General features: G+C 69.0%; 14 protein-coding genes and 2 pseudogenes. 8 read left to right on the top strand and 8 right to left on the bottom strand.

What is annotated here, in order from left to right; translation table 11 throughout:
* Window positions 1–43: 43 nt before the first annotated feature.
* Window positions 44–1,738 carry a hydrogenase maturation protein gene (locus D892_RS0107525; RefSeq protein ID WP_024800653.1) on the bottom strand — a complete coding sequence of 565 codons (1,695 nt, stop codon included), beginning with the start codon at window positions 1,736–1,738 and terminating at the stop codon, window positions 44–46.
* Window positions 1,739–2,118: 380 nt separating this feature from the next.
* On the opposite strand from D892_RS0107525, the gene D892_RS0107520 reads away from it, so the two are divergent.
* Window positions 2,119–3,141, top strand: a complete 1,023-nt coding sequence (locus D892_RS0107520) for an adenosine deaminase (protein WP_024800652.1) — start codon at window positions 2,119–2,121, stop codon at window positions 3,139–3,141.
* Between the two features lie 232 nt (window positions 3,142–3,373).
* On the opposite strand, the gene D892_RS0107515 is transcribed toward D892_RS0107520, so the two are convergent.
* Window positions 3,374–4,636: a multidrug effflux MFS transporter gene (locus D892_RS0107515; RefSeq protein ID WP_024800651.1), complete on the bottom strand. Its 1,263-nt coding sequence runs from the start codon at window positions 4,634–4,636 to the stop codon at window positions 3,374–3,376.
* 63 nt (window positions 4,637–4,699) lie between these two features.
* Between D892_RS0107515 and D892_RS0107510 the strand changes: the two genes are divergently transcribed.
* The 7 genes from D892_RS0107510 to D892_RS0107480 all read left to right on the top strand — a co-directional run bounded on the left by D892_RS0107510 (window position 4,700) and on the right by D892_RS0107480 (window position 11,059).
* The gene (locus D892_RS0107510) at window positions 4,700–5,194 is read left to right on the top strand and encodes a MarR family winged helix-turn-helix transcriptional regulator (protein ID WP_024800650.1); all 495 of its coding nucleotides are present in this window, start codon (window positions 4,700–4,702) and stop codon (window positions 5,192–5,194) included.
* A 130-nt stretch (window positions 5,195–5,324) separates the two neighbouring features.
* Entirely contained in the window at window positions 5,325–5,966 is a 642-nt protein-coding gene (locus D892_RS0107505) for a GntR family transcriptional regulator (RefSeq protein ID WP_024800649.1), read from the top strand.
* Window positions 5,967–6,086: 120 nt separating this feature from the next.
* Window positions 6,087–7,403 carry a nucleobase:cation symporter-2 family protein gene (locus D892_RS0107500; RefSeq protein ID WP_024800648.1) on the top strand — a complete coding sequence of 439 codons (1,317 nt, stop codon included), beginning with the start codon at window positions 6,087–6,089 and terminating at the stop codon, window positions 7,401–7,403.
* Complete coding sequence (locus D892_RS0107495; RefSeq protein WP_024800647.1) at window positions 7,400–8,446, top strand: ring-opening amidohydrolase; 1,047 nt, start codon at window positions 7,400–7,402, stop codon at window positions 8,444–8,446. The genes D892_RS0107500 and D892_RS0107495 overlap by 4 nt, the downstream gene beginning before the upstream one ends.
* The gene (locus tag D892_RS0107490; protein ID WP_024800646.1) at window positions 8,443–9,753 is read left to right on the top strand and encodes a cytosine permease; all 1,311 of its coding nucleotides are present in this window, start codon (window positions 8,443–8,445) and stop codon (window positions 9,751–9,753) included. The genes D892_RS0107495 and D892_RS0107490 overlap by 4 nt, the downstream gene beginning before the upstream one ends.
* Window positions 9,750–10,436 carry a cysteine hydrolase family protein gene (locus D892_RS0107485; protein WP_024800645.1) on the top strand — a complete coding sequence of 229 codons (687 nt, stop codon included), beginning with the start codon at window positions 9,750–9,752 and terminating at the stop codon, window positions 10,434–10,436. The genes D892_RS0107490 and D892_RS0107485 overlap by 4 nt, the downstream gene beginning before the upstream one ends.
* On the top strand, window positions 10,433–11,059 hold the full coding sequence (locus D892_RS0107480; RefSeq protein WP_024800644.1) for an alpha/beta fold hydrolase: 627 nt from the start codon (window positions 10,433–10,435) through the stop codon (window positions 11,057–11,059). The genes D892_RS0107485 and D892_RS0107480 overlap by 4 nt, the downstream gene beginning before the upstream one ends.
* Before the next feature lie 58 nt (window positions 11,060–11,117).
* On the opposite strand, the gene D892_RS0107475 is transcribed toward D892_RS0107480, so the two are convergent.
* The 6 genes and pseudogenes from D892_RS0107475 to D892_RS46470 form a co-directional block, all read right to left on the bottom strand.
* A complete protein-coding gene (locus D892_RS0107475; RefSeq protein ID WP_024800643.1) occupies window positions 11,118–11,522 on the bottom strand; it encodes a type II toxin-antitoxin system VapC family toxin in 405 nt (134 codons plus the stop codon).
* Window positions 11,519–11,755 (bottom strand): hypothetical protein, encoded by a 237-nt coding sequence (locus D892_RS0107470; RefSeq protein ID WP_024800642.1) that lies wholly within the window; start codon window positions 11,753–11,755, stop codon window positions 11,519–11,521. Before D892_RS0107470 ends, D892_RS0107475 begins: the two co-directional genes overlap by 4 nt.
* A gap of 94 nt (window positions 11,756–11,849) precedes the next feature.
* Window positions 11,850–12,044: pseudogene (locus D892_RS49550) on the bottom strand (aldehyde dehydrogenase family protein); the annotation flags it as partial.
* Window positions 12,014–12,250: pseudogene (locus tag D892_RS49545) on the bottom strand (hypothetical protein); the annotation flags it as partial. The pseudogenes D892_RS49545 and D892_RS49550, both read right to left, overlap by 31 nt.
* Before the next feature lie 698 nt (window positions 12,251–12,948).
* Window positions 12,949–13,512, bottom strand: coding sequence for a GNAT family N-acetyltransferase (locus D892_RS0107455; RefSeq protein ID WP_024800641.1), 564 nt, complete (start codon window positions 13,510–13,512; stop codon window positions 12,949–12,951).
* A complete protein-coding gene (locus tag D892_RS46470; RefSeq protein ID WP_156959425.1) occupies window positions 13,509–13,844 on the bottom strand; it encodes a hypothetical protein in 336 nt (111 codons plus the stop codon). Before D892_RS46470 ends, D892_RS0107455 begins: the two co-directional genes overlap by 4 nt.
* Between the last annotated feature and the right edge of the window lie 162 nt (window positions 13,845–14,006).

Raw genomic sequence — 14,006 nt, 5'->3', positions numbered from 1 at the left:
GGGGATTGCATTGTGCAAGCCTCGCGATGCCGAACCCGACCGGTCAGGCCAGCAGATGCGTAGGTGTGACCTGCGGACGTACCTTGTGCACGAAGTTTCGCCGCAGCTGGTGGTATGGCTCGTTCTCGCCGTAGAAGTTCTGGCGCATTTGCGCCAGTTCGTAATCCCGGTAGGCAGACAGTGGCTTGGCCGCCTCGTCCGCGGCGCGGCGCTGTTTCTTGGTCACCAGCCGGTCGGTCAGTTCCGGCGCGGCGGCCAGCGATTCGGCCTCCTGCCGGACCCAGGCCCGGAACTCCGCCGCATCGCCGCCCGTGACGCGGTCCACCAGGCCCAGTTCGGCGGCCCGGCGGGCGCCCACGGGCAGGGTCTCCCGGGTCAGGCGGTCGGCCTGATCGATCCCGACCCGGCGCGGCAGGGTGTAGGTCCAGTACTCCGAGCCGTGCAGGCCCATCAGCCGATAGTGCGGGTTCAGCACCGCCGACTCGCGGACCCAGACCTCGTCGGCGGCCAGCGCCAGCATGACGCCGCCGGCCGCGGCGTTCCCGGCCAGTGCCGCGATCACCACCTTGTCCGTGGTGGTCAGGATCGCCTCGACCAGATCGTCCATCGCGTTGATATTGCGCCAGGACTCCTCGGCCGGGTCGTCCGCCGCCTCGATGACATTGAGGTGGATGCCGTTGGAGAAGAAGTCCCGGGCCGGGCCGAGCACCAGCACGTCCACCGGGCGCCGGCAGGCCTGCTGGTAGGCGGCCAGCAGGCGGCGGCACTGGTCGGTGCTCATCGCGCCGCCGGCGAAGGCGAACTCGAGATAGCCGACCTCGCCCTCCTCGTAATAGCGCAGCTCGGACCAGGTGTCGCGGGTGACCGCCTCGAACGGCGTCACCGGGATGTCCGGCACGCCCGCGAGCAGATCGGGTCCGAGGGCGTCGGTGGCGGGCTGCTTGAACGTCGCCGGACCGCCGGGGGTCCGGCGCGGGCGTAGCTGCGGTAGCCATACCGCGCCGTCGACGGTCGCCCGGCAGATCGCGCGGTCCCGGGTGGCGATCACGGTGCCCGGGTGGCCGCGCAGCCGATCCTCGTAGTGCCCGCCGTGCAGGAAGAATTGCTGTCCGAACAGTTCGTCCAGCACGCCGGGCTGGGAGTCGGCGGAGCGGAGCTTGCGCAGGACGGTGGCGGTGTCGTCGGCCGACCAGTCGATCCGGCGGTACTCCTGCGCGTGGTACGGGCGCAGCCGGCCGTACACGTCGGGGCGGCGGTAGTCGAGCGGTTCGGGAACGAACTCGGGGTCGGCGAACCGTGCGACCGCGAGCAGCACCGCGCGCACGGCCGCGTCGGCGACCTCGTTGCGGTACAGCTCGCTCTTGCCGCACGATGCGACCGGGAACGGCTCGCTCGCCCAGATCGGCCCGGCGTCCATCTCGTCGACCGCCTGCAGGACGGTGACGCCCCATTCGGCGGCGTCCTCGTGGATCGCCCAATCCAGCGAGGACGGCCCGCGGTCGCCCTTCGGTCCGGGGTGCACGATCAGCACGGTGTAGGTGGACCAGATGTCGTCCGGGATCGCCGTGGTCAGCATCGGGGCGAGGATGAGGTCCGGCCCGAACTGCGCCACCCGCGCGCGCAGCAGGTCGTCGCCCAGCGCCAGTTCGACGCCGACCCGGTGCCCCAGTCCCCGCAGCTCGGTATGGACTCGCTGGGTAAGGCTGTTGAACGCGCTGGCGACCAGCAGGATGCGCACGTCTTTTCCTCCATCAGGCAGTACCGATCAGTGAACCGGTGAGACGGTTCGGGTGAAACGTCCTCAAAGAAACTAGCGGTGTGATAATTCGGGTGCATCTCGGGCACACGCGGAGCTTCCGAGATCGGCCGCGGAACCGGTTGCCGAGGTGTTCCGGGGTCCCGCTCATCGGTGCCCCGGGCCGCGTGTATGCCGCCGCGATCAGCAGAAAGCCATGCCGGACAACGGTTCTCGGCTCATTTGCCGGTGAGTCCAATCTTGTTCTGCACCAAGTGTTCTCGGGCATTGACGCGCGTGACCGGGCGAACTGCTCGCCGGCTTCGAAGTCGACCGTCGTCCCGGTCGCGGGCGGTGCGGAGGGGGTGGGCGATGATGGGCGTATGACTGATCTCGCCGAGTTCGTGCGCGGGCTGCCCAAGGCGGAGCTGCACCTGCATCTGGAGGGCACCCTGGAACCGGAGCTGAAGTTCCGGCTGGCCCGGCGCAACGGCGTCGAGTTGCCGGAACGCACGGTGGAGGAGGTCGTGCGGACCTACGACTTCCACGATCTGACGTCGTTCCTGCAGGTCTACTACCCGGCCATGCGGGTCCTGCGGCAGCCGCAGGACTTCCACGAACTGGCCTACGAGTACCTGCTGCGCGCGCATGCCCAGGGCGTGCGGCACGTCGAGATGTTCTTCGATCCGCAGGCGCACACCGGCCGCGGCGTTCCCTTCGACACCGTGATCGGCGGCTATCGGTCCGCGATCGTGCGGGCCCGCCGCGAGGTGGGCATCTCGGCCGAACTCATCCTGTGTTTCCTGCGCGACTACTCCGCCGAGTTCGCGATGGCGACGCTGATGGAGGCGCTGCCGTACCGGGACTGGATCATCGGCGTCGGGCTGGACTCCGACGAACGGGGCCATCCGCCGAGCAAGTTCGCCGACGTGTTCGCCCGCGCCCGCCAGGAGGGTTTCCAGCTGACCATGCACTGCGATATCGATCAGCAGGACTCCATCGAGCACATCCGCCAGGCGCTCGAGGACATCGGCGTCGACCGCCTCGACCACGGCACCAATATCGTCGAGGACGAGCGCCTGGTCGAACTCGCCGCGTCGAAGGGCATCGCCCTGACCTGCTGCCCGGTCTCCAATTCCTTCGTGACCACGCAGATGAAGTCGGCCGAGATCACCGGCCTGCTCCAGCGCGGCCTCACCGTCACCGTGAACAGCGACGACCCCGCCTACTTCGGCGGATACGTCGCCGACAACTACCTGGCCCTGGCCGAGCACGCCGGCCTGGAGATCGACCGGCTCGCCGAACTGGCCCGGAACTCGTTCCGCGCCTCGTGGATCACCTCCGCGCGGCTGGCGGGATACCTGGCCGAGGTGGACGAGTACGTGGCGCGCTACACCGCTGCCTGACGCGGCCGAGCAACCGGTTCGAGGCCGACCCGGCGGATCCGATCGTGCCGGTACCCGAATGGCGGACCCGGGTCGGCGTCGACGCGGGACCTGGTGCGGCAGTTGCCGTTACGCATCGACTCGAGGGCGCCGCGCGGTGGCGGACCTTCGGCCGGACGGCAGCGGGAAGACGGAAGCGCGCGGCGCCCGGGTGACGCGATCGGCGTGGCGCGGCCGGGTGCGGCGATCCGTGTCAGGCGTGGTTCGCGCCGGTGTCGAGGTGGCGCGGGCGCACGAGGAAGATCAGGCTGAGCCCGGCGCAGATCAGGGCCACCAGCATGATGACCGCCATCGGCATGGCGCTGCCGGTGCCGAAGGCGCCGACCAGCGGTGCGGCCACCGCGCCGAACAGGAACTGGCCGCCGCCCAGGAGCGCCGACGCCGCACCGGTGGCGGGGCGGCCGAGCATCTGGCCGAGGCTCATGCTGCCCGGCATGATCCCGCCGATGCCGAAAGCGGTGCAGAACAGGCAGATCCACGTGGCGGCCAGGCTGCCGCCGACGGTGGCGAGCAGCAACACGTGGACGACGACGGCCGCGGCCGCGATGGCGATCGACGCGCTCAGCAGGGTTCCCACCGAGCAGCGCCGCGACAGCGCGCCGAAAACGGCTCCGGCGAGCATGATTCCGACGGCGTTCGAGGCGAACACCAGGCTGTAGAGGGTCGCGGAGGTGCCGTACACCTCCTGGAACACGAAGCTGGAGCCCGAGATGTAGGTGAACAGCGCGGCCGCGCCGCCGCCCAGTGTCAGCACGCAACCGAGAAAAGCCCGGTGGCGCACCAGTTTTCCCATGGTGCGGAAGGTGCCGCCGACGCCGCCGGAATGGCGCTGCTCCGGCGGCAGCGTCTCGGTCACACCGGGCAGCACCGCGACGAACAGCAGCGCGCCGAAGACGGCCAGCGCCACGAAGACGATGCGCCAGCTGCCGACCGACAGGATCGCGCCGCCGATCACGGGCGCCGCGACCGGCGCGACCCCGAGCACCATGGTCAGCATCGAGAAGTAGCGCGGCAGGTCCGGGCCGTGGAACCGGTCGGTGAGCACGGCCCGCGCCAGCACCATTCCGGCGGCGCCCGCGACGCCCTCCAGGAACCGGGTGACGTTGAGTACCGCGATATTCGGTGCTACGGCGCACGCCAGCGAGAACACGGCGAACAGCGCGGTCCCGACGATGATCGGGCGGCGGCGGCCCACGCTGTCGCTGAGCGGGCCGATCAGGAGCTGGCCGATGACCAGCCCGGCCAGGAACGCGGTCATCGAGAGCTGGATCGCCGAATCGCTCGCGCCGAGGGTGCGGCCCATCTCGGGGAATCCGGGCACGTACATGTCGATCGCGAGCGGCGCCACGGCGGTCAGCGCGCCGAGCAGCGCGATGAGCGCGGTCTTGTGCCGGGGCGCGCCGAGCGCGGGCGGTGCCGAACCGGTCGTTCCGGAGTTCTGCGATCTGGTTACCATCGGAAGAACGGTAACAATTAGTTCACTGGCTAACAATATGCGTTGCTAACAATTCGAGGTGATATGGCTCCCCACTCGTCCTTCGACCTCCGCGCGCAATGGATGGCGGCCCGGCCGGACCTGGACACGTCCCCGATGGCGGTGGTGGGGCCGCTCAAGCACATCGAGGCGCTGCTGGCCACGGCGCTCGAACCGCTGTACGACGCTGCCCCCGTCACCGCCCCGGAACTCGATGTGCTGCTGAAACTCCGGTACGCGGAGGGTCCGGTGATCGCCCGCCGGATCGCCGAGAGCGCCAACTGCTCCCGGGCCGCGGTCAGCAAGACGCTGGCCAAACTGGAGAGCCGCGGCTACATCGAGCGCCGCCCGAGTCCGGCGGACCGCCGGGCCGCCCTGGTGACGGCGACCGACGCAGGTCGGGAGGTGGTCGACGCCATGTTTCCCCGCCAGCTGGCGGTCGAGGCCGACGTCCTGAAGGGCCTGGGCGCCGACCGGGAGCGGGTGGTGTCGGCGCTGAACCTGCTCGCGCGAGTACTCGAGCAACGCGTGCGCGGCTGACCGCCGCTGCCCTGGCAGAGTGACGCCCCGGTGCGGGGAACGGCGCCCGGCCGGACGCGTGCCGGGCGACGAGGAACGTGCCGCACCCGCTGCACCGAGCGGGCCACGCGGCGGCGGTTACGCTCTCGACGTGACCGCCGCCGAGGAGAACACCGAATCCGCACCGCGGGAAGCGATCGCGCACGCCGTGCGCGAGGACATCCTCGCCGGGCGGCTGGTGCCCGGCGATCGCCTGCGCGAGGCGGATCTGGCGCGGCGATTCGAGGTTTCGCGGGTGCCGATCCGGGAAGCGTTGTCGCAGTTGCACAGTGAGGGGTTCGTCACTCTCGTGCGCTATCGGGGCGCGACGGTCTCGGACACCGCAGGAGCGGCGGCGCTGGAGCTGGTGCAGATCCGGCGGGGCCTGGAGGTGCTGGCGGCGCAGCTGGCCGCCGAACGCGGCGGGGGAGACGTCGCCGACGAACTCCGGGAGGTCGTCGAGCTGGGCCGCAGCACGCGGGAGCCCGACGAGCTGTCGTCGCTGATCGTCCGCTTCCACACCCTGGTCGCCCGCGCGTCCGGCAATCACCAGCTGCAGGTCATGCTCGGGCAGATCCTGCACCGGGTGTCCTGGGTGTTCGACCAGCAGATCGAGATCCGCACCGACGCCTCCTGGAGCGAGCACGCCGCGATCGCGCAGGCGATCCTGGGCGGGTCGCCGATCCAGGCGGGCTATCTGATGGGCGAGCACATCGCGAAGGATGAGGCGCTGGTGGCCACGATTCGGGCCTAGTTCGTATACAAGATTTGCCACTACCGCAAGAAGTAACGTGCTTTGAACGCGCGGAAACGAGCCTGAAACTAATTTCGTATACAAACTTCAGTGAGTTAGTACTTCCCGCTGGAGGCCCGCATGTCCGCCGACACCCTCGGCACCGAAACGCCGCCGCAGCGCCTGTCGGCGTGGCGCACCGCCCTGTTCGGCCTGCAACACGTGCTGGTGATGTACGCCGGATGCGTCACCGTGCCGCTGGTCTTCGGTGAGGCCCTCGGCCTCTCCACCTCGACCGTCGCCGTGCTGGTGAACGCCGACCTCCTGCTCGCCGGTGCGATCACGATCCTGCAGGCCGCGGGGCTCGGGCGGCTGCTCGGCGCGCGGATGCCCGTGGTGGTCGGGGCGTCGTTCACCTCGGTCACCCCGATGATCCTGATCGGCCAGGAGTACGGGCTGTCGGCCGTGTACGGCACGATGATCGCGGCCGGGATCTTCGGCGTGCTCGTCGCGGTGCCGTTCTCCCGGCTGGTCCGGTTCTTCCCGCCGGTCGTGCGCGGTGCGGTCGTGACGATGATCGGCCTGTCGCTGATCGGCAAGTCGGTCACGATGATCTTCGGCGACCAACCGGCGGGCGGGTCGCGGCTGGCCCTGGCCGCGGGCGTGATCCTGCTGATCCTGGTGCTGATGCGGTTCGGGCGGGGGTTCCTCGGGCAGTCGGCGGTCCTGATCGCGCTGCTGCTGGGCACCGGCGTGGCGGCGCTGCTGTCGATGACCGATTTCGCCGGCGTCGGCGGGGCCGACTGGTTCGGGCTGCCCCGGCTGTTCCTGTTCGGCGCGCCGAGCTTCCCGATCGCCGGAATCATCTCGATGTGCCTGGTCATGCTGGTGATCTACACCGAGTCCACGGCCTACATGCTGGCGGTTTCGGAGACCACCGGGCAGCGGGTCGGTCCGCGGCGGCTGGCCCGCGGGCTGGCCGCCGACGGTGTGTCCGCCCTGCTGGCCGGATTCCTGACCTCGTTCCCGGACACGATCTTCGCGCAGAACGTCAGCCTGGTGCGGATGACCGGCATCACCAGCCGCCGCGTCGTCGGGGTGGCCGGCGGGATCCTGGTCGTGCTCGGGCTGGTGCCGAAGATGGGCGAGGTGGTGGCGAGCCTGCCCACGGTGGTGATCGGGGCGGTCAGCCTCGTCATGTTCGCCAGCGTCGCCGGCGTCGGCATCGCCACTCTCTCGCAGGTGGATTTCTCCGTCGGCAACAACCTGCTGATCGTGTCGCCCGCGGTGGGGATCGGCATGATCCCGATCGTCGCGCCCGACGTCTACGCCGAGCTGCCGTCGGCCGCCAAGATCATCTTCGGCAGCGCCGCCACCAGCACGGTCATCGTCGCCTTCCTGCTCAACCTCATCTTCAACCATGTCGGCTCGACGTCCCGGAGGAGCGCATCCGCATGACCCCGATAACCCTGCTCACCGTGCCGACGACCGATCCCGCCGACCTGCGCGGGCTGGCCGTTCTCGACGACGCCGGACTGCGCGCCGGCGATGTGGTCGGCGTCATCGGCAAGACCGAGGGCAACGGCTGCGTCAACGACTTCAGTCGCACCCTGGCCGCCGCGGCCTGGGAGCCCCGGCTGCCCGAGTCCGCGGTCACCGTCTTCTCCGGGGGCACCGAGGGTGTGCTCAGCCCGCACGTCAATCTGCTGGTGCGCGACGAGACCCGTCATCCGGGATTCGACCGGGGGCTGGTCGCGGCGGCGGGCCGCACCCGGGTGCTGGACCCGGCGGAGATCGGGCGGCTCGCGCAGATCACGGCCGTGACCGATACGGTCGGCAAGCTCGTCGCCGAACTCGGCGTGGTCGCCGGCGATGTCCACCTCGTCCTCGTGAAATGCCCGCTGCTGACCTCCGACAAGATCGCCGCCGTGCGCGCGGCCGGTCGGGAGCCGGTCACCGAGGACACGTACGAATCCATGAGCCGGTCCCGGGCCGCCAGTGCGCTCGGAATCGCTGTGGCGCTGGGCGAATGCGCCGCCGACACCGCGACGGCGGCGCTGTCCGGTGCGGCCGAGGTGTCCTCGGCGCGGGCCTCGGCGAGTGCCGGGGCCGAACTCGACGACTGCCACGTCCTCGTCGTCGCCGAGAGCACCGCCGCCGCCAATCCGCTGCGGGCGCTGCACGGCGAGATGGCCGACGCGATCGATATCGCCGCTGTCACAACGCTTCTCGACGAGGTCGAGCGCCGGGGCGGCACCGTGCGGCAGATCTTCGCGAAGGCCGAGGCCGATCCGTCGGGCGCGGTGCGCGGTCACCGGCACACCATGCTCACCGATTCCGATGTCAACGCCACCCGGCACGCCCGTGCCGCCGTCGGCGGCCTGCTCGCCGCCCTCAAGGGCGACGGCGCCGTCTACGTCTCCGGCGGCGCCGAACATCAGGGCCGGCCCGGCGGCGGCAGCGTCACCGTCATCTACGAACTACCGGAGGTGCGGCGATGACCGCGACCGAGGCCCGCGCCACGGGCATCGAGGAATTCGAGGACGTCCCGGTCCCGCCCGAGCACCGGCGCGGGCTGCTGTCGGTGTCGGCCGTGTGGTTCGGCTTCCCGATGGTGTTGACCTGCGCCATTTTCGGCGGCCTGATCGTGCATTCGCTCGGCTTCGGCCTCGGCATGCTGGCGATCGCGACCGGCAGCCTGATCCTGATGGGCTACGTCGGCGCGCTGAGCTATCTGGCCGGGCGCACCGGCAAGAATTTCGCGCTCACCGCCGCCGAGACGTTCGGCCGCCGCGCCGCCCGGATACCGTCCGGATTCCTCGCGACCATCGTGATCGGCTGGTTCGCCTTCCAGACCGGGATGGCCGGGTCCATCCTGCACGACAGCATGGGCTGGAACGAGCGGCTCACCACGCTGCTCACCGGGATCGCCTTCGTCGCGGTCACGCTGCTCGGGATTCGCGCGCTGTCGGTGATCGGCATGATCGCGGCGCCGTTCTACGTGGTGCTCGGGCTGGTCGCGGTCGGCCTGGCCGCCGCCGACGCGCCCGCGTCGCCCACCTCCTATCAGGGCAGTGGCGCACTGAGTTTCGGCGCCGCGGTCACGCTGGTCATCGCGTCGTTCGTCGACTCCGGGACGATGACGGCGGATTTCACCCGGTGGTCGCGCACCGGGCGGGCGGGTTTCCTCGCGGCGTTCTCGGCGTTTCCGGTCGGCCAGATGATCGCGCTGGTGATCGGCGGATTCGTCGTCGCGCTCGGCGGGGCGAAGGATCCGGGCGCCGACGGCGGGGACTTCCTCGGCCTGCTCATCGATCACGGCGGACTGCTGGTCCCGTTGGCCGTGCTGTTCGTGTTCGTCAATCTCGGCTCGGTGTGCACGCACTGCCTCTACAACGGGGCGGTCGGCTGGAGCCAGCTGACCAGCGGGCGGATGCGGCGGCTGACCGTCGTGCTGGGCACGGTCGGGGTGATCCTCGCCGTGGCCGGGATCTGGTCCTGGTTCGAGCAGTGGCTCAACCTGCTCGGGGTGATCGTGCCGCCGATCGGCGCGGTGGTCATCCTCGACCAATTGGTGCTGCCCCGGTTCGGTCTCGGATCGAACGGCCGGGCCGGTGCGGTGCGGTGGCAGCCGTTCGCGGGCTGGCTGGGCGGGTCCGCCGCGGCGCTGCTCACCCACGCGTTCGCGCCGCAGTTGTCCGACGCCGTGGTCGGCCTCGTCGCCGCCTCGATCATCTTCACCGCCGCCTGCGCTCTCACCTCTCGGGAGCGCGCAATCATCGCCAGCGACAAGGAGATTCCGGTATGACCCTCCCGACCGTGGACGCGCGGCCCTATGCCTGGCCGTTCGACGGCGCCGTCGATCCCGCCCGCACCGCGCTGCTGCTCATCGACTGGCAGACCGACTTCTGCGGGCCCGGCGGGTACGTCGACCAGATGGGCTACGACCTCTCGCTGACCCGCGCCGGTCTGGGGCCGACGGCGCGCGTGCTCGCCGCCGCGCGGGCCCGCGGGCTCACCGTGATCCACACCCGGGAGGGGCACCGGCCCGACCTCGCCGACCTGCCCGCCAACAAGCGCTGGCGTTCGGCCCGGGTCGGCGCCGAGATCGGCAGCGCCGGCCCGTGCGGGCGCATCCTGGTGCGTGGCGAACCGGGCTGGGAGATCGTGCCGGAGGTGGCGCCGCTGCCGGACGAACCGGTGATCGATAAGCCGGGCAAGGGCGCGTTCTACGCGACCGACCTGGACCTGCTGCTGCGCACCCGGGGCATCACGCACCTGATCCTCACCGGCATCACCACCGACGTCTGCGTCCACACCACGATGCGCGAGGCCAACGACCGCGGCTACGAATGCCTGGTGCTGTCCGACTGCACCGGTGCGACCGAACTCCGGCACCACGAGGCCGCTCTGAGCATGGTGACCATGCAGGGCGGCATCTTCGGCGCGGTGGCGACCTCCGACGAGCTGCTCGCCGTCCTCGGCGCATGACCCGTGTCGTCCTGATCCACGGCGCCGCAACGGATTCGAGGGTGTGGGACGCCACGGTGGCCGCACTGCCGGACACGCTGGAGGTCCTCGCGCCGGACCGCCCGCAGTCCGGCGATATGGACACCGAGATCGCCTTCCTCGCACCGCTGTGCGTCGATGCGTTCGTGATCGGGGTCAGCGGCGGCGCGACCCTCGGACTGGAACTCGCCGCCCGGGGCGTGCCGCTCACCGGCGCTCTGCTGCACGAACCTGCCGCCGGTTCACTGGCTCCCGGCCTGCTCGACCATGTCGCCGCCGGGCTTGCCTCCGGCGGTGTCGAGGGATTCGGCCGAGCGCTGTACGGACCGGCATGGAACCCGTTGTGCACCAATGCCTCTCTGGAAAAGATCGCGGGCGAGTTCGCCATGTTCGGCGCCTTCGAGCCCACACCTCTCGCCGTCCCGACCGACCGCATCGTCCTCACCGTCGGCGAACACTCACCTGCCCAGCGGCACAGCGCAGTCGCGGCATTGGCTGCCCATCTGGGATCCCGCCGCCGAGTACTGCTGGGGGTGGGGCACGCCGCGCACTTGGAGGGTGGCTTGGCTGATCCGCCTGTGTTGGAGGCGGTCGGTGTCACGTGAACCGACACGAATTGCGCAGCTCCGCAACGAGATCTGTCGGCTGCGGCTGACCTCCGGGTCAGAGCAGGGCGATACGGACGTTGGGCACCGCCTGTTCGGCTGCTTTGGCAAGACGGGCGTCGAAGGTGACGAGCGGGGCGTCGTGGATGGCCGCAACGGCCACATAAGCGGCGTCGTAGACCGAGACGTTGTGACGCATAGCCCAAACCGCTTGCAGCAGAGCAATATCTGTGCCGGTGTATTCGATCTGCATGGCGGTGAGAGCTCCGAACGCTGCGTCGCCATCCTTGGCGGTGAGACGGTTGCCGAGGACCGCCTTGCGCAGAGTACGCAGGACCTCGAGGGGCATGTGGGCCGGAGCGCACCAGTCGTCGTCGGCGAGCATTGCCGCACGCGCAGAATCGCCTTGTGCCGATGGACTGGACAGCGCCAAGACCATGACGTTCGCGTCGACAACGATCACTCGTCGTCCTCGCGTCCGCCGCGGATTTCCTCGACGATATCGTCGGCGCTCATGGCCAGGCTCCGGCGCCCGACCAGGCTTTCCAGGAGATGTTTGTTGCGTTCGGCGCGGAACTCTCGTTCTAATAGTTCGCGGAGATAGACCTGGGTCGACTGGCCCCGGGCGGCGGCTCGCGCGGCAATCGCGTCCCGCACCTCCTCGGGTACGTCTTTGATCTGAATGGCGACAGTCATGATCTCAGTCTACATGCGCATGTCATGCGCATGTTCATCGTGCTGAGGCGTAGGCGAGGTGAAAGCGATAGGTTCCTGCTGGTAGAACCGGTATTCAGGTGTCGGTGAGCCAGCCGCCTGCCTTCGGGACGGTGTTGTGCCAGATGTGTTTGGTCTCTTGGTATTCGGCCAAACCGCCCGGGCCCAGTTCGCGGCCGTTGCCGGAGCGGCCGTAGCCGCCCCATTCGGCGGCGGGGGGTGTTTTCGATGTCGACGTGGTTACCCAGATGGCGCCAGCACGACGATGTCGCTGGAAACCGCCGCTACAACGTCGGTATTCGGACCGATGGACAACGCATGTGCCCCTGCGGGGCAGCAGGGGCAGGTGATTGCTGTACCGGTTGTAAGGTCCCACACCCGCACCGTGCGGTCCCGGCTGGCGGTGACCGCCACCGGGCGGCCGTCGACGACCGTGCACGCCACTGCGGACACGGTTTCCGGGTGGCCGGTGAGGGTGGTGTGGAGTGTGCCGGTGGTGCAAGGCTTCCCGCGCTAATTGGCAATGCTGCTGTCGAGTGGTACTGGACGTCCGAGACGGGGTTGGCAGTAAACTCGCCGTCAGTTCGGAAGTGCGGGGTTCGTCCTTCGCTACAACACATTCCGTGACTCGTTCGGTCTTCCCCGTGGAGGGGGAAAGCCGAGGACTGCTTGTCGTGATTGCGGCGGTTGGAGCAGCTCCCGTTGCGGTGGGGCTGTTGCGGCCGCCGCAACCGCGGCGGGCACCAGCGAGTTGCGAAAGAAGGTGGCCCATAGTGGGCGACGCTGAACCTCCGAATGAGTCCCGGTCCTCCAGCCGGGATGCCGTCAGCCCGTGGAAGGAGCGTTTGGCCTGGCTGCGGACTTCGGTGACCCTTGTTGACTTGGCGACGCGGTTGCGCTCTTCGTATTGCGGAGATGCCGAGACCGCCAGCTCGGTTCTCAACAAGGTCCTCGAGCTGGCGGTCCGGGTGCTGCATGCGATCGGGGACGTTCTCAGGTAGAACACGACCGCTGCAGTTTGACCGGTCAGGGGCTCGGTTCGCTGCGTCATCAGCGGCCGAGCCCTTTCCCGTCGGTCTAGGATGCCTCCCGATGCTTCAGATGTCATCAACATCCAGATGTTGTTATCATCCGAAAACGGAACTAGACGGGGTGGTCGGGAGTAGCTGAGTGGTTCACTCGAGATTGTGGACGAGGACGTCGAGCGTCGGTGCCCCGGGCCAGGACGGGCGAAGGCTCCCCACGCGCCGAAACCCCCACTTCCGGTAGGCGGTGTAGGCACGGGTGTTATCGGGCTCGACGAGCAGGGTTACGCGCTGTTCGGTCCGGCCGCGCAACAGTTCGTCGTACAGCGCGTGAGCTAGGCCCTGTCCCGTGTGTTCCTCGGACACCATGATCTCGCTGAGTGCGAATGTGCGGGTACCGTTCTCGGTGGTGAATTCGGCGCGGTCGCCTTCGCCCTCGTCGAGTCGCAGGTTGGTCCACCATCCGGCCGTCGGCGACAGTGGCCACCCCCATGCCTGGCCTTCGGGCTTGCCGTCGATGCGGGCGACGACCAGTTCGAAGCCGGCCGAGCGGGGATGGGTGTATGCGTCGAACCGCTTCATGAACTCGGCGGGCGATTCGAACAGGTCACCGGACGCGATCGCGTCGACGTACGCACGCCGAAAGACATCCTCGACGACGCCGCGAAGGGCCCTGGCTTGGGCTGCGTTGTAGTGAGTGAACTCGGGGGTCATACGGTGAGAGCTTTCTGTTCCAGGGCATCGAACTCTTCGCACAAGTCTCGATCGGCGGGCCATTGTTCGGCGGCATCACGGATCGGCCGCAGCTCCTTCAGAGTGCGAGCCGAGTGCACCTCGTGCAGCGATTGCAGAATCGGCCGGGCTTCTTCGACGGCACCACGGAGGTTGACGTCGCCGAGGTCTAATCCGATCTGATCTGCACTCCCCATGCCTCCAGCCTCTCTGCTCGAATTCAGCTGCGCCGCAATATGCTTCGATATCCACGGAAGCCACCCCTCTCCCGACTCAATCTCGCCGTCGTCCAGCGGCACTGGCGCGGCCGTCATGCGATGGCCCCGACTCCGACCCGATCTACACTCCCCATGCCCTCAGCCTGTCGTTCGAATTCAACTGCGTCGCAACATCACTCACGCAAATCGTGGATCAGCACATCGAATTGGGGCGCGTCGGGCCAATCGGGGCGTAGCCAACCGACCTTGCGCCAATCC

Source organism: Nocardia sp. BMG51109 (assembly GCF_000526215.1).
In the GTDB taxonomy this organism is placed as follows: domain Bacteria; phylum Actinomycetota; class Actinomycetes; order Mycobacteriales; family Mycobacteriaceae; genus Nocardia.
This window is presented reverse-complemented; position numbering and strand designations above follow the sequence as displayed.